The sequence below is a fragment of the Halomonas sp. BM-2019 genome, assembly GCF_017584085.1.
Map to the genome: position 1 here is coordinate 1012237 of NZ_CP071922.1, position 19862 is coordinate 1032098.

Here is a 19862-nt window from a genome sequence, read left to right on the forward strand (position 1 = left end):
CAGCGAACGCAGTGCTCCCGGGCGTCGGCCAGGGCGTCCTCGCGCAGCTGGAAGCGCCCGGCCACGAGCTTGAGCGGGGCGTCCTGGGCCTCCGAGGGTACGCGCTTGAGCCGGTAGCTGCGTCCCAGGTAGAGGAACCCCTCGCCGTTGACGTACTCCTTGCGCGGCAGCCGGCGGCGGCGCTCGGCCTTCTCGGCCAGCTTCCGGTAGATCCACAGCCGCTTCTCGATCACGAAGTCGCGCAGGAGCCACTCGTCGGTGCCGGTGGGCGCGGCGATGACCAGTTCGCCGTCACGGTCCACGGTGATCTCCAGCGTCCTGCGGCGCGAGCTCTCGCGCACCTCCAGGGTGAGGTCGTCCACGGCGAGCTGTGTCATGCGTTCACCAGCTTGTCGTGATTGCTGCGGGCGAGATCGAGCAGCCGCTGGGCCACCTCGCTGGCCTGGTCGAAGGGCACGAGGCGCTTGATCATCAGGGTGGTGAAGAGGTGCTGGCGCAGGGCCTCCTGGTCCGGGATATGGGAGGGCTTCCAGAAGTCGGGGATGGCGATCTCCTGCTGGATCAGTCCGACCAGCTCCTCGGTGGCCACGAGCAGCTTCTGGGCGCTGGCTTCGTCCAGCTCCTCCACTGCCTGGCCGCTACTGGCCACCAGCTCCCGCCAGAAGGGCTCGGCGTGGGCCGGCATCTCGGGAATCGCCTCCCCCTCCACCCGGGCACCGTCGCGCAGCTGCTGGATCAGCGTCTTGAGTGCCTCCACCTGCTCGGCCCACTGGCCATCGAGCTGCTCCAGCAGCTCCACCAGGCGCTCGCTGAGCCGGCCGTACTTCACCGGGTCCTCGTCCAGGTGCTTGCGGACGTGGGAGCGCACCGCGTGCTCCATCTCCGAAGCCTTGGCCCGGTCGCCCACCTGGCGACCGAGGTGCGCGTCGAACTCGGCGTCAGTGAGCTGCACCGGCGGGATGCGTGGGTCGATGCCGAGCGAGATCACGTAGTCGTCGATCAGCTTGCGCACCTTGTTGCCGATGTCGCGGCCGAGCTCCGGGGTGTCCTTGTAGCGGTTGCGGGCCAGGGCATGGATATAGGCCAGCCGCTTGGCATCGTTGACGAACTCGAGCCCCTCGGGGCGTGGCAGCACGTCGTCCAGGCCGCGGTTGAACTCCTTGAGCTTGACCACGAACTCGGCGCGCACCCGTTCGTCGGCCAGCGCCTGCACCGCCTCCTCGGTGTCGTCCAGGTCGTCCACCCCCTGGCCGCGCAGCACGTCGATCACTCGCAGGTGGCGGTCGCGCAGCAGGGGAATCTCGTCCTTGAGGCTCTGCAGGGCGCCCTCGATGTCCTCCTCGCTGTAGGCGGCCAGCGCCTCCTTGAGGTGGTTGGCCACGCCGAAGTAGTCCACCACGATGCCGTGGGTCTTGCCGTGGCCGGTGCGGTTGACCCGGGCGATGGCCTGCAGCAGCTCCGCCTCGCGCAGGGAGCGGTCCAGGTACATCACCCCCTCGATGGGGGCGTCGAAGCCGGTAAGCAGCATGCTCTTGACGATCAGGAAGGCCAGCGGGTCGTGCTTGGCGGGGTCCTGATGTTTTGAGGACTGGGGGGTTGCCCCATCCTGCGGCGGCAGCGGCTTCTTGAAGCGCTGGATATGGCTCTCCACCGCGGCTCGGTCGCTCCACCGGGCCCAGGTGGCGTCGTCGTTGTTGCCGCTGCTGAACACCACCGCGAACTCCAGCTCGCCCAGCACCTTACGATAGCGCCAGGCCTGGATCGCCGCCTTGACCCGGGGCGGGCGCGTCAGCAGCTGGGTGTCGTCGAGTGCCTTGTCCTCCGGGGACAGCGCCAGCGCCTCCTCCAGCAGCTTGGCCTTGGCCTGCTCCAGGGCCTCGACGTAGCGCAAGGCCGCCCGGCGGCTGTAGGCCACCAACTGGGCCTTGTAGCCGTTGGGCAGGATGTGGGTGACGTAGTGGCGCAGGATGTCCTGGGCCTTTTCCTGAATCAGCTGCGGCGCCTCGAAGATCTGCCCCTTGGTGGCGTACTTCTTCTTGATCGCCTCCAGCTCCTCCTTGCTGTGGTCGCGGAACAGGTCCTCGAACAGGCCGTCGAGGCTGGCGCCGTCCTTGATCGCCCCCTTGGCGGTGCGCCCCTCGTAGAGGATCGGCACCGTGGCGCCGTCCTGCTCCGCCTCCTTGATGGTGTAGCTGTCGATGTACTCGCCGAAGATGTCGTGGGTGCGCTTCTTGTCGCCCATGATGATGGGCGTGCCGGTGAAGCCGATGCGGGCGGCGTTGGGCAGGGCGCGCATCATGTTGGCGTGGAGGTCGCCGGCCTGGGTGCGGTGGGCCTCGTCCACCAGGATCAGGATCTCCTCACTGGTGTTGAGCACCTCGAAGGGCTCGCTGAGGGTCGGCTTTTTGGGCGTGCCGTTGGCATAGGGAGTTGGCTCGGCGGCATCGCGGCGGCCCGTGTCGAGCCCGGCGCCAGCATCCTCGCTGCTCTGACCCTCCTCCCCCTCGGCATCCGGGTCGCGGTACTTCTGCTCCCTGTATTTCTGAACCGTGCCGAACACCAGGCCGGGGCCGTCGCGGCCCAGCAGCTTCTTGAGCTGGGCGGTGTTGCCGGCCTTCTCGACGCTCTCGCCGCTGAGTTCGGCGGTGGCGGAGAGCTGGGCCTGGAGGTCCTTGCGGTCGGTGATCACCACCACCTTGAAGCGGCGCAGCGTCGGGTCGGTGCGCAGCTTGCGCACCAGGAAGACCATGGAGAGGCTCTTGCCGCTGCCCTGGGTGTGCCAGACGATGCCGCCACGGCGGTCAGCCTCGCCGTCCTGGCGGCGCGTCTTGCCGCTCTTCAGACGCTCCACGGCTCGGGTGACGCCGCGGAACTGCTGGTAGCGGCACACCAGCTTGATGGTCTGGCCGCCGACGTTCATGAACAGGGTGTAGTGGCGCACGATATCGAGCAGGTTGGCCCGGGTAAGCATGCCCGCGATCAGGCGTTGCTGGGCGGAGAGGTCCGCCACGCCGAGATCGATGGCCACCTCTGCCTCGCGCATCGGCGCCACCGTCTTCCAGCTCAGGTAGTGGGCGAAGCGGGAGCCGATGGTGCCGACACGGGCCTCATCGAAGTTGCTGGCCACCAGGAACTGGCTGGTGGCGAACAGTGCCGGGGCGCCCTCGTGCTCGCCGACCTCGCCCTCCAGGAAGCGCTGGTCGTGGTAGCGGCGAAGCTGGTCCACTGCCTGGCTGATCCCCTCCGGCACGCTGCGGCTCTTGCACTCCACCACCACCAGCGGGATGCCATTGACGAACAGCACCAGGTCCGGGATCACGTGGCCATGATCAGTATTATGGCCAGGCGGGCTCTTCACCTTGAACTGGTTGACCACCGTGAAGACGTTGTTGGTGGGATCAATCCAGTCGATATAGCGCAGCACCTGGCCGCGGCCGCCGTCCCAGCCCTCCAGCCCCTCCACCGGAAGGCCGCCAACTAGCAGCTCGGTGGCCTGCTGGTTGGCCTCCAGCACCCTGCTGGCCGGCAGCCGGGTGATGGCGGCGACTGCCTGATCCAGGCGCGCCTCATCCAGCCAGGGCTCGCCGTCGCGCAGGTTGATCCGGCGCAGCCGCTCGCGCAGCAGGGGCTCCATCACCACCTGGGCGAAGCTCTCGCGGTGGGTCACGGCGGGGTCGTCCACCGACCCGGCCAGGAACTCCCAGCCCTGACCGACCAACTGGTCGATAAAGGGCTTCTCGACATCCGTGTACTCGGGTCCTGCCATGCGTTACCCCTGTTTAGCCATCGCCTTCAGCCGCGGGCGTAAAGCGTTGACGAACTGGTTGAGCTGCTGCGCCAGCCACTCACGGCATTCGTCGTCGCTGGCGAAGTCACTGAGCTGAGCATAGCTGGCGAAGCCGAGCTCACCGCTGGAGCGGCGGGTGTCGCTCCCCTCGGGGAGCTCGGTGAGGATCTGCTCACGCTCCTCGTTGAGGCGTTCGAGAACCTGCCTGGCCTCCGACTTGGCGCCGGTGAAGAACACGCCGCAGACGCCATCTCCCATCGAGCGGAAGGCGGTTAGCCAGATCCCCGGGTAGGGCATGGCCACCCGGACGTGGTTGCGGGGCCGGTAGCTCGGCGCCTCCTGCTCCGGGTCATCGAAGCTGATGCGCGTCAGCGGCTCCCACCAGGCGCGCTCGTCGGCCATCGAGGGGGGCTCGCCCCGAACCTCCCCTCTGGCCTCGGCCTCCTCGGCGACCTCCTGGAGCGCGCCACCACCGCCGGCCTGGAGGTGAACGAAGGTGCGCTCGATGGTCTCGGTCCTGGCCACCACCCGCGGCTGCACCACCAGGCCCTGCTCACCGAACTGGTAGAGGGCAACCTCCACCAGCCCGAAGCTGAAGCCGAGTGCGGCGTTGCGGGTGATCAACTCGGCCATGCCGGTGATGCCCTCGCGGATGCCGTCGCCGGCGATCAGCAGCAGGAAGCGCCCCTCGCGCAGGGCGCGGGCGGTGGCGTCCACGAAGGCGGCCTCGTCCAGGTCCGGCTGCAGCTCCCGGGCGGCCTCGAAGGGCACGTTGCCCTTGCGCCCCGTGGCAGTGGCGACCCGGCGCTGCAGGTCGGCGTAGCTCCAGCCGGAGACGGCTCGGGCGTAGTCGAGGATCTGGGCGATGACCTTGCGCCGCGCCTCGGGGTTGCGCCACAGCTTGCACTCCACCAGCGTCAGCCGGCCGGAGGGGCTGATGAAGACCACATCCACCGGGCCGGCCTCGGTGGAGAGCTCGGTGCAGAGCGGCACCAGCGGGGCGAAGGAGGGATCGACCTCCTCGATGGGCAGCAGGTCCGGGTGGCCGGCGAGCAGGTCGCGCAGCCAGGCCTCGTTGCGGCCGTCGGTGAAGCCCAGCGGCGCCCGCCGAGCAGTGGTGAAGGCGCCGTTCTCGTCCTGTCTGAGGAGGATATTTCCGTAAGTCGGCATCGGCAGCGTTCCGTGTCTGTCCCTGGCGTCGGTGTTAGCGCGGTGAGGGTATCCTCAGGTGCAGTTGGTTCAACGAAGGCTTATCGACTCAAATGTGCTTGCGCTGGCCACATCAGAACTGCTGTACCAGTGGGATATGTCGCTATCTGTTCGCGGCTAGTGCCGGGGGGAGGATGGCTTCACCGGTAAGGAGATCCAGCGCCAGCGCGATCAGGCGATCCGAGAAGAGGCGAAGCTTGCGCTGGCCGGCAAGATCATCGGGCCAATGTCGCAACCCTTCCTTGATGGCCTCGACGGTCGGTTCGACATGCTCCTGGCCGATCAGCCAGTCCAGCGTCGCCAGTACCTCCATGCCCAGCGGTGACTGGAAACCGTCGATCTGCTGGTCGATGGCTTCGACGACACCTCGGTAGGGTTGAGCATCAGGCATGACCAACCTGGCCACGAGACAAGAATGCCGCCGCTCGTTGAACCAGATGATGGTCGCACTTGAGGAGATAACATCACCATCATGGCAGAGCAGATCATCGACTGCTTCAGCCATTACGGCTCTCAATGAATCAGCATAAGGTCCATAGCGACGAGCCTGAAACTCGATGCTGAGCAGGTCCGGCAGCTGATGATGATGGCACTGCCGAACCAGCAACCAGGCAAGGTGATGTACTTCAAGCATCGAGCACTCGATACCCAGCACCCAGTAGCGACGGATCAGCTCAGCCAGCAGGGCGTGTGGCAATGTCATCCTAGCCGGGCGCTCGCTTATATTTGCCATGTAGGCAGCTCCAGCAACTTGTAGCGTGGTCTGCCACGCCCGGCCTGGGTCACCAGCATTTTCGCCTTAACCACCTGGCCGCGATGGTCATTGATGGAGTCGGGAGCTTCAACGCCTGGGCCTATCTTGGCCGTGAGCCATTCCTTGTCACCTTCGACCTGGAACTCGCAGCTTCCCCTGTGAGGGAGGGCGCCACCAAAAACTACCGGGAGCACCTGCTCGCTCTCGGATAGATAGTCCGTGCTAAGCCGTTCGAGGCTGCGCTTGACCTGACTCGAGTCTCTGAAGTGGAATGACTTGTCGGCGTGTTTGAGTGAACAGACAGCCTCATAGTCATTCAGGACGCTGACAAAGCTCCGGATCTTGTCCAGAGCCCGCTGATCCATATCGGCGGCGGCTTCTGCCAGCTGCTCATCATCGACGCCGATACTTCCATCAAGCAAGGAGCGCGTTGCCTCCAGAGCCTTGGCAACGGTGCTGTCCTCATCAAATTCTAGCTGTGCTGTAGCGTCCTGAAGCTGAAAACCAAATGAGCCACGAGCGGTACCGGTGATCATCATCTGATACTGGTCGCGATTAGGCACCGGCCCCGTGGCGGCCAGCGTGGCGTGAAGCGAGGCGCCGACGGCGGTAATTGCCTCCGAAAACGAAGAAAGCGCCTTGGAAGCGAAAGCGGCCAGAACTCCCTCTGACCCTCTGACAGGACGACCGCTGAACGTTAACACCGCCTTGGCGGGCTCACACTCCAGGACAGAGGCATCTGCCAATTGTTCTTCGAGTTCTTCAAGCCGAATTTCCAGGCTGGCCCTTGAGAGCACACGATCTTCAGGTATCTTTGCCAGCATCCCCCTGAGCGTGTTGCATTCGGCTTGAAGGTCACTATATTCCTGACGGTTCATGAGCCGCCCTCCTGAGCAGCGAGGGCATCAAGACATTGCCTCGCTTCATGAACTGGTGAAAGTGAGACCTGAAGAAACCCCTTCCATGCTCTATCTCGACGGTGAGACCAGACGCTATACCAGTAGGTGCTAAGCTGCACAAGTTCGCCCGCAGATATGGAACTGAGAGGCACCATGAAGGCATCCACCATGAATGACCTTTTGACGAGAGTTCGGCTGCTTCTTGATAAACCAATCGCATCAGAAAAACGATCTCGAATTGTTCGCTCATCCATTCCTTCGGGAAACTCGATAAAGCTAACCACGTCAATGTCATTTGGAGGCCGTTCCTCAAGCGCCTCAACGTGCTCCATATAGCTTCCATCCAGCCACTGGAATCCCTGGGTCAGCCCGGCATCATGCAGGCCTTGGCGATAGCGCAGAAAGCCATCGAGTATCCTGATGCGCTCCTGTGAAGTGCCGAAGCGCTGGACGAGATCGACCAGCGAAACCTCATAGGGGGAGCGAGCCGGCGATGTCGGGCTATTTGCATCCACCGGCGGCAGCACGCCTTCTTCGGTCCAGTCAGGAATCGGCACGTTGATCATGGGGCTTCCCTGCATTCACTCATTGGACGTCTCGCTATCATCTTAGTTGCCCGCCTTGTAGCCCGCCATGCGCCTTCTGGTATCCATCCTCGCTGAAAGCTGGATCTTACCGGTGGTGATGTCCTTGAGCCCGATCTTATGTGAAGAGGGGGCAGCGAGCGCCTGAATGTTGAAAGAGAGCTGTCGAAGGTGGTCATGGCGGTTCCCTGTGCGATGTGGTCCTGGTGTTATGGAAGCCCCGGTCTACGCCGGGCTGGTGGCCTTGGCTTGGGTCTGGGACTGGTCGAGCAGCGGGGTGACACGGACGCGGCCGGTAAGGAGGTCGTCCATTAGGCCAGCTTTTGTCAGATTCAATTGATAAAGGCTAGCTCGTTCGTCTTGCAACCTTTTGAGGAAAGAATTGATCCTTGAAGTAATGGCTGCCATTTCTGGCTCAGGGACCTCTGGGACAGGAATTCTTCTAACCTCTCCTAGGTTTATACCCTTCACAGCCACCCCTATAGTGTGGGAATCAATGAATATTTTAGGGGTTGGCATGCCAAGGTAATGCCTAATAAACTCGGCGCTATCTTCTTTCAGGCTTATTCTTGCTGTGTCTTGGGTAATGTTTGCATATTCAAGATTGAAGGGAACAATTGCCGTCCTTCCCACAGTGCCACGGATCGTAAAAAGAAGGTCGCCCTCTTCTAGTCTAGACCTGGCATACTGCCGATCAATGGCAGGGCTTGTAAGCAACAGGTTTGCTTCATCAATCTCGCCATGTTTAATATCTTTAACCTTGACGACTGGTATACCATCCGGCCAACCGTACCCCGGCATCAGAATGCCATAGACGATAGGTCGTTCTTTGTTTACCAAATTTCCAAGCTGATTCGGGCTCCACTCCCTCGGAATCAACCCCAGCGGCGACTCCTTGTAGAGCTCCGGCGCCTGCTCGGGGCTGGGGCGGAGCTGGCCGTTCTCGTCGATGCCGCGGGTCAGCAGGTCGTGGAGCAGCCCCTCCTTGACCTTCTCCAGCTTGGCGATCAGCGCCTCGGTTTTCTGGATCTGGGTGTCGAAGGTGTCGAGGATGCGGGCGATGATCTTTTGCTCATTTCGATCGACAGGAGCATAGATCTTTGCATCAAGGTAATCCTGAAACTTCAGGTTGATAATGCCCGTGGTTTGCTGCTGGAACTGCAGAATATCTGGCTGCCGATACAGTCGAAGCAAAGCCCAATGGAGAAATCTTGGTTCTACATCACTGGCCGGACGGAGGGCTTTATAGAAGTTCGAGGTGAGAAAAGGCAGCTCACCACCCTCATCAAAAAAGAACGCGACTCGCCCCACTGGCTTCTCTGGACTACCGCCAGAGGCCTCCAGCATGATGTCGCCTCGCTGTAAGCGCTTCGTCTGGACAATGGCTGGCGAGATCTGCCTCAGAGTACCCTGACCATTGATTCGTCCGTCGGAATCAATATCTGTCGCCCGAAGCACACGTGCATTACCCGGTGAGGGAGGAGCCCCCCACTCACCCGCATAGCTGGTCTCCAGAAGGTCTCGGATTCGCCGATAGGTCCACTCAAACATACCCCAACCCCTCCAGATACTGCTGCAGTTCCCTGGCGGCGGCGTCCCGCTCTTCCTCGATATCGGCCAGCGTCACCCGGTACTTGTCCCACCAGGTCTCGAAGGCGGCGATCACCTGCTGGCGCTGCTGGCGGATATAGCGCTTGAGGATGCCCTTGAGGTCGTTGTGCAGGATGGTGCCCACCAGCTCGGCGGCGGCGGGTTCGTCCAGGGCGTCCACGGCGGCGTTGAGGTGCTCCTCGAAGCTGGCCACCTTGGCCTTGTGTTGCTTCCTCACCTGGGTGCGCTGGCTCTTCCACGCCTTGATCTGCTCCGGCGTCGGGGCGTCGTCATCCTCGCCGTCGCTGGCTTCCGAATCGTCGCCGTCATCGCCCTCGGGCTTGGCCTCGGCGGTCTTGATCTGGGCGTCCAGCTCCGCCTTGCGGGCGGCGAGCTCCTCCAGCTCGGCCACGTACTCCTCGAGCAGGAAGTGAACCAGACGGTGGTCCAGCGGGTTGGCCTTGCTCTGCTCGTCCTCCAGCAGGCTCACGATGCTGGTGCGCCAGGCGTCCACCACGCCCAGGCAGCCGCGGGCCTGCAGGGTGCGGAACTCGTTCTTGTTGTCGAACCAGAAGCCCGCGATGATGCCGCGCACTGCGAAGCGGTCGAGCATGGCGGTGGGCTCCAGGGCCGCGGTGAAGCTACCCAGCAGCTCGTCGCGCAGCTGGGTGAGGCGGCCGCCGTTGCCGGTCAGCCCGGTGATGCTGGCACCGTGCTCGGCCCACCAGGCCTCGAAAGCGGCCATCACGCTGGCCTCCTTGTGCCGCAGGCCGGAATCGGCCTCGATGTCGGGCTTGAGCTCGCGCTTTTCTGTCAGGTGCTCAGCGAAGTCCACGTAATCGGGGTCGCTCGCCCTGGGGGTAAAGAGCGCCATGGGGTCGAGGCCCTGGGCGTCGAAGAGCGGGCGCCTGGCGTCGATCTCGGCCACCGGCACGCCGCCCTTGAGGTGGGCGCGCACGTCCTGGGGCTCCGGCGGCGGGGTGTTGTCGGCGTAGCGGCGGATATTGAGGTTGTAATCGTTATCGCGCAGCTCCTCGAGGGGTACTACCCGGGCGAAGCCGGGCACGTCCTCGAAGGCGTCATAGGTGCTGGCGATCTTCTCGATGTGCTCGGGCAGCAGGTGGTTCTGGGCGCGGCCCTCGTAGTATTCGCGGTCGGCGTTGATGAACAGCACCCGGCCCTGGCGCTCCTCAGGCTTGGCGTCCTTGGCGCGTAGCACCAGGATGCTCGCCGGGATGCCGGTGCCGTAGAAGAGGTTGGGGGCCAGGCCGATCACCGCCTCCACCAGGTCGTCATCGAGCATGCCGGCGCGGATGCGCTTCTCGTCGCCGCCGCGGAACAGCACGCCGTGGGGCATGACGGTGGCCAGGCGGCCGTCGGACTTGAGGCAGGCGACCATATGCTGCAGGAACATCAGGTCGGCCTTCTTGGCCCCCTCCGGCACGCTGCCGTAGTGGAAGCGCTCGGGGAAGTGCTGGCTCGGCGTGTAGCCGATGGAGAACGGCGGGTTGGTGAGGATGCGGTCGAAGCGCGTCAGCTCGCCGCCCTCAACGTGCTGCGGGTCAGTCAGAGTATCATCGTTCTGAAGATCCGCACTGCCGATGCCATGCAGCAGCATATTCATCTTGGCGATGGCCCACACCGAGCCGGAGGCCTCCTGGCCGAAGAGGTTGAGCCGGCGCGGGTCGCCGCCCTGCTCCTCCAGGTACTCCTTGGAGAGGATCAGCATACCGCCGGAGCCCATGCAGGGGTCGTAGACGCTGTGGCCCTCCTGGGGGTCCATCAGCCGCACCATCATGCGGACCACTGGGCGCGGGGTGTAGAACTCCCCGCCCTTCTTGCCGGCGGAGTCGGCGAAGTCGCGGATCAGGTACTCGTAGGCGGCGCCGAGCAGGTCGGGGAATTCGAAGTCCTCGTTGCGCAGCCGGTACTCGCTGAAGTGGACGATCAGATCCCGGAGCTTCTTGTCCGGCAGGGTGGTGGAGCCCACCTTGCGGGTGAAGTCGATGTGCTCCAGCACCCCGGCGAGGCTGGGGTTGTGCTCCTCCAGGCCAGCCAGCGCCTTGTTGAGCGCGCTGCCCACCCCCTGGTGGGCCTCCTTCAGCAGGTGCGACCAGCGCGACTGCGGCGGCACGTAGAAGGTGGCGCGATACCAGTCGGGGAACTCGATCTGGTGGGCGATATCGATCTCCCCCGCCCCGGCCTGCTTGAGCTGGTCGCGGACCTCCTCCCGGCGCTGCTCGAAGACGTCCGAGCAGCGCTTCAGGAAGAGCATGCCGAAGATGTATTCCTTGAACTCCGAGGCGTCCATGCGCCCGCGCAGGATGTCGGCGGCCTTGAAGAGGTGCCGTTCCAGTTGGTTGAGGGTGAGGATCATGTACTGCGGTTCCCTTTGCGATGAGCCGGCCGCGTCGGGCGGCCGTGGTGACTGGCAGCTATCTCATCAAACTTGGGGACAGAAGGCCACGGACGATTGGTGGAAGCTGATATCCCTGCTGGTCCGCCGGCTCTATCTCTTCCTGCCTCGATCTGGAGCACTACCGGAACCGGACGAACCGTACACGCCGGACGGGTGGTGGACGAAGTGTACGGTGTGGACGGGCAATGGCTGGCACCCCATTCCTTTCTGTAGCTTTTAGGCTACAATGCTTCCGATGATGGAGCTGACGCACTACCTCACCGCTGATGGCCATGTCCAGCTAGCGCGGCAAGCCTCGGCCTTCAGGCCGGGGAAGGATAGCGCGGCGCCGACAGGCGCCCTATACTACTGGACGTCAATACAGCAAACGGTGCTGCATGCAACGCCTTCAGGCCTTCAAATTCGAGCTGATGCCCAACGGCGAACAGGTGCGGAAGATGCGCCAGTTCGCCGGCATGGCCCGGTTCGTGTTCAATCGGGCACTGGCGTTGCAGAAGGATCTCTACGCGGCGGGCGACAAGAAGCTCGGCTACACGGCCTTGTGCAAGCAACTCACCGCCTGGCGCAACAGCGCCGAGACGCCGTGGCTCAAGGACGGCCCGATCCACCCGCTCCAGCAGTCGCTGAAAGACCTGGAGCGGGCCTACGCCAACTTCTTCGCCGGGCGGGCCGACTTCCCCCGTTTCAAGAAGAAAGGGCGGCGCGACAGCTTCCGCTACCCCGACCCGAAACAGATCAAGCTTGATCAAGGCAACAGCCGGATCTTTCTGCCCAAGCTGGGCTGGCTGCGCTACCGCAACAGCCGGGACGTGCTGGGGACGGTGAAGAACGTCACCGTCAGCCTGTCGGGCGGCAAGTGGTATGTGAGCATTCAAACCGCGCGTGAAGTCGCGCAGCCGGTACCGGGAGCCACCAGTGCGGTCGGGATCGATGTGGGCATCACCCGCTTCGCGACGCTATCAGATGGCTCGCACGTTGCGCCGCTCAACAGCTTCAAACGGCATGAAACGGCCTTGCGCAAGGCGCAGCAGGCCATGAGCCGAAAAACCAGATTCAGTAACAACTGGAAGAAGGCGAAAGCCCGCGTCCAGCGTATTCATTCCCGGATCGGCAACACCCGCCGCGACTACCTGCACAAGACCACGACCACGATCAGCCAAAGCCACGCGCTCGTGGTGCTGGAAGACCTGCAGGTACGCAACATGTCGAAGTCAGCAGCGGGCACGACCGACCAGCCGGGCAAGAATGTCCGGGCCAAGTCTGGACTGAACAAGTCCATCCTCGATCAAGGCTGGTTCGAGTTCCGCCGTCAGCTCGACTACAAGCTGGCATGGAATGGGGGCTGGCTTATCCTGGTGCCGCCGCGGAACACCAGCCGAACCTGCCCGTGCTGCGATCATGTGTCGGCGGACAACCGCCGCACGCAGGAACGGTTCGCCTGTGTCGAATGCGGCTTCGAGGAAAACGCCGACGTGGTCGGCGCGATCAATGTGTTAAGGGTGGGACACGCCCGGTTAGCCTGTGAAGTGAACGGTGCGGTAATGCCGTCAGCAGCAGGAACCCACCGAAGTGACTCACGCCGGCTTGATGCCGGGGTGAGCGCCGTAGGAATCCCCTTCCTTTCCGCCGTAGGCGGCAGCGTCCTGAGACGCTGAGGGAGGGGAGGATGTCAACCCTTCCAAGCCTGGCTGGACGCCACCAAGGCCAAGGATCGTCAGGCCGCCATGCGCGTGCTGACCCGCCTCAACCGCTTGGCTGCTGGCAATGCCGGCGACACCAAGTCCGTTGGTGATGGAGTGTTGGAGCTGCGAATCGACTACGGCCCTGGCTACCGAGTGTATTACGCCAAGGTGGGCAGGCGCCTGGTGATGTTGTTGATCGGGGGCACCAAGAAGCGCCAACAGGCCGACATCGAGCAGGCCAAGGCGTTTCTGGCCGACCACCGAAGGAGAGCCCGGAGATGAAAAGCCACGACACCGCTGTGATTGAGATGTTGCGCGATGACCCGGCGATGGCCGTTGACTACCTGCGCGCCGCCTTCGACGAGCTGGACGAGGAGGGCGGAGAGTCTGCCTTCCTGCTGGCGCTGCGTCATGTGGTGGAAGCCCAGGGCGGAATGGCTGCAGTAGCAGAGCGAGCCAAGGTCTCACGCGAGAGCCTGTACCGGGCACTTTCGCCCAAGGGGAACCCGACCCTGCGCACCATGACCGCCGTCATCAAGGCGACCGGCATCCACTTCCACGACCTGACGCATCATGCTTCGTGAGGTGGTCGGCAAGCGTGGCAGGACGTAGCATTCGGTATCGACCATATTGGGTCAGGTATTGGGACTGTTCTGATATGAGCTACTAACTTGCTGATTTAGTTGATCGTGCGGCGGATTCAAAATCCGCCGGGTGCAAGCCCTTGTCGGTTCGAGTCCGACCGCCGGTACCAAGCAGCTCTTGGCTCAAGAAGCTATGTGGGTTCAATGGGTTAGAGGCCTGGGTCAGGCTCAGAGGTGTGACACTTCGGTGATCCATTCCCGAGATCTGGCATGCCTTACGGCTCCTACCTGACGCGCAGTCGTCACCGCACTAACGGGTATGCCTGGGTTGTCATCCTCCCCTGATCTCCGCGATGTCTACGACGACCAGCAGCGTGCCCTCCCTCCACGCCTTCACGCCCCCTCGAACGGCAGGGTGCCGCTGTCCGATCAGCGCCGCTGCTTCAGGGGCCAGTCCGCCGGTGTCGGCGGGCCGTTCTCATCCACTTGCGTGCAACCGCCGCAGACGGCCATGGCCTCGTCCAGGCTCGTGGTCACCGCGTCCCAGGGCAGCGACGAGCCGGCCAGGTGGCAGTGGTAGAGGGCGTCATCGTCGATCTCGACACGGTGGATGTCGTTGCCCTGATCGTCCTGCCACCAGTCGGCATGGATATGCTGCCAACGGGAGGCGAGCGGGCAGGCAAAGGAAATGTTCATGATGGCTGTTCCTCCTCGACCATGAGGCGTGCCTTGAAGGGCGACCGCTTCTCTGAAGCGGGGATGGGGCAATCCACGACCTGATGGATCATGGCGCCCCCCCAACTGCTCGAGATTCCCTGGGGCGTCCTGCACTCTGAGAGACTTCGCGGGCCGCTGGGGGATTCCCTTCCCATGCCGTCGGCAGGATCCCTATGGTTCAGGCTAGTAGAAAAACGCTGTTTGTAAACACCGTTCTTTAACTTTTTTTGCGGGCCCTGGGCCGCTGGGGAGCGCTCCTCCCGATGTGTCATGGCCAGGAGGCCCCCGGCTGTGCTTAGCTGAGGGACAGCAGCGCGGAGGGAGACTCCCGGCCATGCCCAGAAGCCGGCACAAGCGTCACCGCAAGACGCCGGGCCTGGCGCCGCGGCCCCGGCGGCGTCGTCCCGGCCGCTGGCTGCGGTTCGTGGATGGCCATGGACGCCTATGAGTCCCGGGCCCGGGCCGACCTCTCGGTGCTCGGCAGCGGCGTGCCGGTGGTGGTGCAGCTCCACGATCGACGCAACGCCGAGTCGCGCCGCTTCCATGACCGGGTAGCGCGCGCCCTGCGCGGCGTCGAGCCCCCGCTGGAGTGGCGCGTGGTGGAGGTGCGCAGCGAGGATGGCCGGCGGCTGGCACGGGACTATGGCGCGGGCCGCCAGACCCTGCTGCTCTACGACGGGCGAGGCGAGGTGGTCCGGGTGCTGCGCGGCGAGCGGAGCGAGGAGGCCCTGGGGGCTGTCTTCGCGGAACACGCCGGAACCCTGTCCCCGCCGGTCGGCCAGTAGGCGCCCGCCGCCATCGATTTCGAGGACGAGGAGAGTGATCGCATGGGAGTGAAGGCCTTTGCTTGGTGTCTGGTGGGGCTCGGCCTGGGGCTCGCCCTGTACGGCTGGCAGGCGTGGAACCCGGTGGCCTTCGTGGGCCTGGTGCTGGCCGTGCTGGGCGCGGTGGTGCGCCTGACCCACCGCCCGCGCGGATCCCCCTCCGGGGCAGGGCGCCCCGACCGTTAGCCCGCCGCCGACGGTTTCTCGGCCGGCTGGGCGCGGAGACGCCCGGAGCGGATCGGTATCTCCTCGAAGGGGGTATCAAAGCGGCCGACGACGTCCTATGATGCAGGCAGATACCAGTCCTTCGCCCCTCACGGGTGGAGGGCTGTTTTTATTGGTTGATGTCCCCATGACGTCATTATGGTGTCCGGACCCGTTGGCCGGGCGTGAAAGGAGGTCGCATGTCGTCTCGCCCCCCCATCATCATCAATCGCCTCGATGCCGAGCGCCTGCAGCGCCTGATCGATGCGGCCAGCGACAAGGACCGCTTCGTGGCCGATGCCCTCGAGGAGGAGCTCGAGCGCGGGGAGGTCATCGATCCCGAGGAGATCCCTGAGGACGTGGTCAGCATGAACAGCCGCATCCAGTTCACCGACCTGACTCGCAACCGCCAGATGATCCGCACCCTGGTCTATCCCCATGCCCTGGCCGATACCGAGGACGGGATCTCGGTGATGGCGCCAGTGGGGGCCGGGCTGATCGGCCTGCGCATCGGCGACGTCATCGACTGGCCGCTGCCGGGTGGACAGATGGTCCAGCTGCGGGTCGACGCCATCTTCTGGCAGCCGGAGCGCGAGAAGCAGTTCCACCGCTGAGCGGGCGCCCGTGATCATGCCATTTTCCCTCTGGCTCTCGCTGGCGGTGGTCTGCGCCATGGGCGCCATGTCGCCGGGGCCCAGCCTGGCGCTGGTGCTGCGCCACACCCTGGGCGGCGGTCGTGCCCCCGGGGTCGCCGCGGCCCTCGCCCATGCCCTGGGGGTCGGCTTCTATGCCCTGCTCACCGTGTGGGGGTTGGGGGCGCTGATCGTGCGCGTCCCGCCGCTGTACCAGGCGATCACCTGGGCCGGTGCGGCCTACCTGGCGTGGCTGGGCATCCGGGCGCTGCGCGCCGGTCGTGCCGGTGCCCTGGAGGCCGCCGGGCTCGCCACCAGCCGTCGCCAGGCGGCCCGCGAGGGTATGCTGGTGGCGCTGGGCAACCCCAAGCTGATCCTGTTCTTCATCGCCCTGCTCAGCCAGTTCGTGACCCCCGACATGAGCCTGGCGGCCAAGGCGGTGATCGTGCTCACGGCCATGCTGATCGACGGCGCCTGGTATGTGCTGGTGGCGCTGGGCCTCTCCCACTCCCGGGTGCTGCCCTGGCTGCAGCACCGCTCCCACTGGATCAACCGCATCACCGGCGTGCTGCTGCTGGCCCTCGCGCTGCGCGTCGTGGCCGGGCCGCTGGCCTGAGGCCGAGCCTGCGTTGAGGCGGGGTGGCGCCGCCAGGGTGTGGCGGTCACGAAGCGATGTTACGCTCTGGTTACCTCGCCTTCGGAATCCCGCCGATGAACGATTCGTCCCCCGCGCCTGTGGCGCTGGTCCTGGACGCCGACCCGGACGTCGCCGCCGTGCTCTCCCTGCAGCTGGAGCGGCTGGGTCTGGAGACCCGCTACCACCAGCGGTCGGCCGCCCTGCTCGCAGCGGTGGTCGCGCGTCCCCCACGGCTGGTGGTGCTGGGGCTCGAGGTCGGTAGTGAAGACGCGATCGCCCTGCTGCGCCGCCTTGCCGACAGCGGTTACCGCGGCTGGGTGCTGCTGCTATCCGGCGTCGAGCGCAAGATCGCGCGGATCGCCGAGCGCGTGGGGCATACCCTGGGACTGCAGATGCTGGGCTGCCTGGACAAGCCGATGCGGCTCCCCGACTTGCGGCACTGCCTGGGCAACCTGCGGGCGGGCTGCGTGGCCCCGAGGGAAGCGCGAGGCGAGCCGCTGTTCACCGGCGAGGAACTCGACCAGGCGCTGTCCCGGGATGAGCTCACCATCCACTACCAGCCGCAGTTCGAGCTCTCCTCCGGGCGCCTCAGCGGGGTCGAGGCCCTGGTGCGCTGGGTGCATCCGACGCTCGGCATCATCGGTCCCGCCCGGTTCCTGCCGCTGCTCTCCCGCGACCAGGCCAGGCGGCTGACCCGGCGCGTGCTGGCCCTGGCCCAGGCCGATGCGGCGCGCTGGCTGCGCGAGGGGGTGGCGCCCTCGCTGTCGGTCAATGTCACCGCCGACGACCTGATGTCCCCGGACCTGCTGTCGCTGGTGTGCCGGCGTCCGCCCGGCGACCCGCCGCTGGTGCTGGAGATCACCGAGACCGCCGCCATGCATGACGAGCTGCTGGGCAGCGAGGTGGCGGCACGGCTCTGCCTGGGCGGGCTCGAGGTCTCGGTGGACGACTTCGGCATCGGCTTCTCGTCGCTGTCGCGGCTGCAGCTGTTGCCGATCAGCGAGCTGAAGGTCGACCGCAGCTTCGTGCAGCACCTCCACGAGGCGTCCCAGGACGCGGCCATCGTCGAGGCGGTGGCGCTGCTGGGGCGGCGCCTCGGGATCCGCGTGGTGGCCGAGGGGGTCGAGGACCCGGCCTGCCTGGCGCTTCTGGAGCGTTTCGGTTGCACCCATGTGCAGGGCTATGGCCTGGCCCGCCCGATGCCGGCCGAGGCGATCCTCGAGGTGGGGGCCACTCAGGACTCGATGCGCGCCAGCAGCGCCGCCAGCGGTGCCCCGCTGGGCAGCACCCCGTAGGCCGGGCCGGCCTCGTCGCCGAGTCGCGCGGCGCAGAAGGTCTCGGCCACCTCGCTCGGCCCGTGCCGCACCAGCAGGGCCGCCTGCAGGCACTGGGCCAGCCGCAGCACGTCCAGGCAGATCACGTTTCCCGAGCCCTCCCAGATGGAGTTCACCGGCGCCTCGCGGCCCAGCGGGGCCAGGCGGCGGGCGACCCACTCCGGCGCCTCGCGGGCCAGGGCCTCGCGCAGGGGACGATCGGCTGCCAGCAGGTCGCGGTCCCCCGGGGGAGAGGGCTGGTTGGTCACCGCGTGGGTGGCCAGCCGGGTGCGGGGGGCGTGATCGGGCATGGCGCACCTCCAGCATCGGGGACAGCATCGGGGAGTTGCCCTGAGCATGGTGGCCGACCCGGCCGCGGTCAACGTGACGCCGCGGCATCGACTGGGTAGGCTTGAGACATTTCCCGGGAGAGTTGTCCATGACCGAGCCCCCGCGCGATCCGGCCCCGCCGGTGCCGCATGTCGCCCGCGAGCGCATCCAGCTGGTGGATGCCCGCAACCGCCCCTGCGGCAGCGCCTGGCGCGCCGCCATGCGGCGCTTGCGCTTCTGGCACCGGGCGACCTACGTCGTGGTGTGCAATGCCCGCGGCGAGATCTGCGTGCAGCGCCGCACCCTCACCAAGGAGGTGTTCCCCGGCGGGCTCGACCTGGCCGCCGGTGGCGTGGTGGGGGCCGGCGAGGCGGAACACCGGGCGGCCAGCCGCGAGCTGGCCGAGGAGCTCGGCATCCGCGGCGCGAGGCTGCGTCCCGCCGGCGGCTTCGTCCACGCCGAGGGCGGCAACCACATCTTCGGCAGCCTGTTCCTGGTCGACCACGACGGCGCCCTGGCGCTGCAGGCGGAGGAGGTGGCGGATGCCTTCTGGCGGTCGCCCGCCGAGGCCCTGGCGCTGCCGGGCGTGACCCCGGATACCCGCCAGGCGGTGCAGGTGCTGCTCGATGCCGGCCTGCTGGAGGCCCGGCCATGAACCGCCCGGCCCGGCTCAGCGAGCTGGAGGCCATGGTGGCGGCCCTGGAAGGCGTGGTGCTCGGCAAGTCCCGGGAGGTGCGCCTGGCGCTCTGCTGCCTGCTGTGCCGCGGCCACCTGCTGATCGAGGACCTGCCGGGGCTCGGCAAGACCACCCTGGCCCAGTCGCTGTCGCGGGTCACCGGGCTCGACATGCAGCGGCTGCAGTTCACCAGCGACCTGCTGCCCGCCGACGTGCTCGGCGTCTCGGTGTTCGACCCGCGCGAGGCGCGCTTTACCTTTCATCCCGGGCCGATCTTCCACGGGGTGGTGCTGGCCGACGAGATCAACCGCGCCACCCCCAAGACCCAGAGCGCCCTGCTGGAGGCCATGGAGGAGGGGCGGGTGACGGTGGAGGGGGAGACCCGCCCGCTGCCCGATCCCTTCTTCGTGATCGCCACCCAGAACCCCCAGGAGCAGGCCGGCACCTTCGCCCTGCCGGAGTCCCAGCTCGATCGCTTCCTGATGCGCCTCTCGCTGGGCTACCCGGACCGTGGCGCCGAGCGCGAGATCCTGCGCGGCCGTGCCGGGCGGGCACGTCTCGACGGCCTGCCGGTGCTGCTGGGTGCCGAGCGCCTGCGCGCCTGGCAGGCGCGCCTGGACGGCATCCACGTGTCCGAGGCGCTGCTCGACTATGTCCAGTCGCTGGTGGCCGCCAGTCGCGGGCCACCGCCTGAGCAGCGGCCGTCGCGAGGAGGGCGAGGCCCTGGCGCGGCATCTGCTGGCCCGCGTGCCGGTGGCGGCCTGAGCGATGGAGCCGCGGCCGGGTCTGGTGCAGCGCCTGTGGCGGCGCGTGGCGATCGTCCCGGGCACCCCGCTGCCCCAGCGGCGGCTCTTCCTGCTGCCGACCCGCTTCGGGCTGGCCTGGGCGCTGTTGGTCCTGCTGCTGCTGCTGTTCGGCATCAACTACCAGAACACCCTCGCCTATGTGCTGGCCTTCTGGCTGTTCGGCCTGGGGGTGGTGGCCCTGCTGCGCACCTGGCGCAACCTGATCGGCGTCACGC

Annotated in this window: 19 protein-coding genes and 1 pseudogene; 10 read left to right on the top strand and 10 right to left on the bottom strand. The window is 65.9% G+C overall.

Features of this window, described 5'->3' with window-relative positions:
- The 8 genes from J5F18_RS05160 to J5F18_RS05195 all read right to left on the bottom strand — a co-directional run.
- Positions 1 to 377, bottom strand: a 377-nt coding sequence (locus J5F18_RS05160) for a YgjP-like metallopeptidase domain-containing protein (protein WP_346301254.1), incomplete at its 3' end; no start/stop codon positions are given.
- Positions 374 to 3766 carry a type I restriction endonuclease subunit R gene (locus J5F18_RS05165; protein ID WP_346301255.1) on the bottom strand — a complete coding sequence of 1131 codons (3393 nt, stop codon included), beginning with the start codon at positions 3764 to 3766 and terminating at the stop codon, positions 374 to 376. The genes J5F18_RS05160 and J5F18_RS05165, both read right to left, overlap by 4 nt.
- Positions 3767 to 3769: 3 nt before the next feature.
- Positions 3770 to 4957, bottom strand: coding sequence for a hypothetical protein (locus J5F18_RS05170; RefSeq protein ID WP_346301256.1), 1188 nt, complete (start codon positions 4955 to 4957; stop codon positions 3770 to 3772).
- Between the two features lie 142 nt (positions 4958 to 5099).
- Positions 5100 to 5729, bottom strand: coding sequence for a hypothetical protein (locus J5F18_RS05175; RefSeq protein WP_346301257.1), 630 nt, complete (start codon positions 5727 to 5729; stop codon positions 5100 to 5102).
- Positions 5717 to 6628, bottom strand: a complete 912-nt coding sequence (locus J5F18_RS05180; RefSeq protein WP_346301258.1) for a hypothetical protein — start codon at positions 6626 to 6628, stop codon at positions 5717 to 5719. The genes J5F18_RS05175 and J5F18_RS05180 overlap by 13 nt, the downstream gene beginning before the upstream one ends.
- Positions 6625 to 7215, bottom strand: a complete 591-nt coding sequence (locus tag J5F18_RS05185; RefSeq protein ID WP_346301259.1) for a hypothetical protein — start codon at positions 7213 to 7215, stop codon at positions 6625 to 6627. Before J5F18_RS05185 ends, J5F18_RS05180 begins: the two co-directional genes overlap by 4 nt.
- A gap of 243 nt (positions 7216 to 7458) precedes the next feature.
- Positions 7459 to 8784 carry a restriction endonuclease subunit S gene (locus tag J5F18_RS05190; RefSeq protein WP_346301260.1) on the bottom strand — a complete coding sequence of 442 codons (1326 nt, stop codon included), beginning with the start codon at positions 8782 to 8784 and terminating at the stop codon, positions 7459 to 7461.
- Positions 8777 to 11200 carry a class I SAM-dependent DNA methyltransferase gene (locus J5F18_RS05195; RefSeq protein ID WP_346301261.1) on the bottom strand — a complete coding sequence of 808 codons (2424 nt, stop codon included), beginning with the start codon at positions 11198 to 11200 and terminating at the stop codon, positions 8777 to 8779. The genes J5F18_RS05190 and J5F18_RS05195 overlap by 8 nt, the downstream gene beginning before the upstream one ends.
- 419 nt (positions 11201 to 11619) lie before the next feature.
- Here J5F18_RS05195 and J5F18_RS05200 point away from each other — a divergent pair, with 419 nt between their 5' ends.
- The 3 genes and pseudogenes from J5F18_RS05200 (at position 11620) to J5F18_RS05210 (ending at position 13508) form a co-directional block, all read left to right on the top strand.
- The gene (locus J5F18_RS05200; protein ID WP_346301262.1) at positions 11620 to 12897 is read left to right on the top strand and encodes a transposase; all 1278 of its coding nucleotides are present in this window, start codon (positions 11620 to 11622) and stop codon (positions 12895 to 12897) included.
- Between the two features lie 27 nt (positions 12898 to 12924).
- Positions 12925 to 13206, top strand: a pseudogene (locus J5F18_RS05205) (type II toxin-antitoxin system RelE/ParE family toxin); the annotation flags it as partial.
- On the top strand, positions 13203 to 13508 hold the full coding sequence (locus tag J5F18_RS05210) for an addiction module antidote protein (RefSeq protein ID WP_346301263.1): 306 nt from the start codon (positions 13203 to 13205) through the stop codon (positions 13506 to 13508). The pseudogene J5F18_RS05205 and the gene J5F18_RS05210, both read left to right, overlap by 4 nt.
- A gap of 429 nt (positions 13509 to 13937) precedes the next feature.
- Here J5F18_RS05210 and J5F18_RS05215 read toward each other — a convergent pair whose 3' ends face one another.
- Positions 13938 to 14204, bottom strand: coding sequence for a hypothetical protein (locus tag J5F18_RS05215; protein WP_346301264.1), 267 nt, complete (start codon positions 14202 to 14204; stop codon positions 13938 to 13940).
- A gap of 455 nt (positions 14205 to 14659) precedes the next feature.
- Here J5F18_RS05215 and J5F18_RS05220 point away from each other — a divergent pair, with 455 nt between their 5' ends.
- The 5 genes from J5F18_RS05220 to J5F18_RS05240 all read left to right on the top strand — a co-directional run bounded on the left by J5F18_RS05220 (position 14660) and on the right by J5F18_RS05240 (position 17817).
- Positions 14660 to 15010, top strand: a complete 351-nt coding sequence (locus J5F18_RS05220) for a hypothetical protein (RefSeq protein WP_346301265.1) — start codon at positions 14660 to 14662, stop codon at positions 15008 to 15010.
- 42 nt (positions 15011 to 15052) lie between these two features.
- Positions 15053 to 15235 (top strand): hypothetical protein, encoded by a 183-nt coding sequence (locus J5F18_RS05225; protein WP_346301266.1) that lies wholly within the window; start codon positions 15053 to 15055, stop codon positions 15233 to 15235.
- Between the two features lie 218 nt (positions 15236 to 15453).
- The gene (gene rnk, locus J5F18_RS05230) at positions 15454 to 15867 is read left to right on the top strand and encodes a nucleoside diphosphate kinase regulator (protein WP_346301267.1); all 414 of its coding nucleotides are present in this window, start codon (positions 15454 to 15456) and stop codon (positions 15865 to 15867) included.
- A gap of 16 nt (positions 15868 to 15883) precedes the next feature.
- Positions 15884 to 16501, top strand: coding sequence for a LysE family translocator (locus J5F18_RS05235; RefSeq protein ID WP_346301268.1), 618 nt, complete (start codon positions 15884 to 15886; stop codon positions 16499 to 16501).
- A gap of 95 nt (positions 16502 to 16596) precedes the next feature.
- A complete protein-coding gene (locus J5F18_RS05240) occupies positions 16597 to 17817 on the top strand; it encodes an EAL domain-containing response regulator (RefSeq protein ID WP_346301269.1) in 1221 nt (406 codons plus the stop codon).
- Here the strand turns inward: J5F18_RS05240 and J5F18_RS05245 are convergent.
- On the bottom strand, positions 17757 to 18146 hold the full coding sequence (locus tag J5F18_RS05245) for a hypothetical protein (protein WP_346301270.1): 390 nt from the start codon (positions 18144 to 18146) through the stop codon (positions 17757 to 17759). The two genes, J5F18_RS05240 and J5F18_RS05245, sit on opposite strands and share 61 nt — an antisense overlap.
- Before the next feature lie 128 nt (positions 18147 to 18274).
- On the opposite strand from J5F18_RS05245, the gene J5F18_RS05250 reads away from it, so the two are divergent.
- Together J5F18_RS05250 and J5F18_RS05255 are read left to right on the top strand one after the other, a co-directional pair.
- The gene (locus tag J5F18_RS05250) at positions 18275 to 18820 is read left to right on the top strand and encodes an NUDIX domain-containing protein (RefSeq protein ID WP_346301271.1); all 546 of its coding nucleotides are present in this window, start codon (positions 18275 to 18277) and stop codon (positions 18818 to 18820) included.
- On the top strand, positions 18817 to 19862 hold a 1046-nt coding region (locus tag J5F18_RS05255), incomplete at its 3' end, for an AAA family ATPase (RefSeq protein WP_346301272.1). The genes J5F18_RS05250 and J5F18_RS05255, both read left to right, overlap by 4 nt.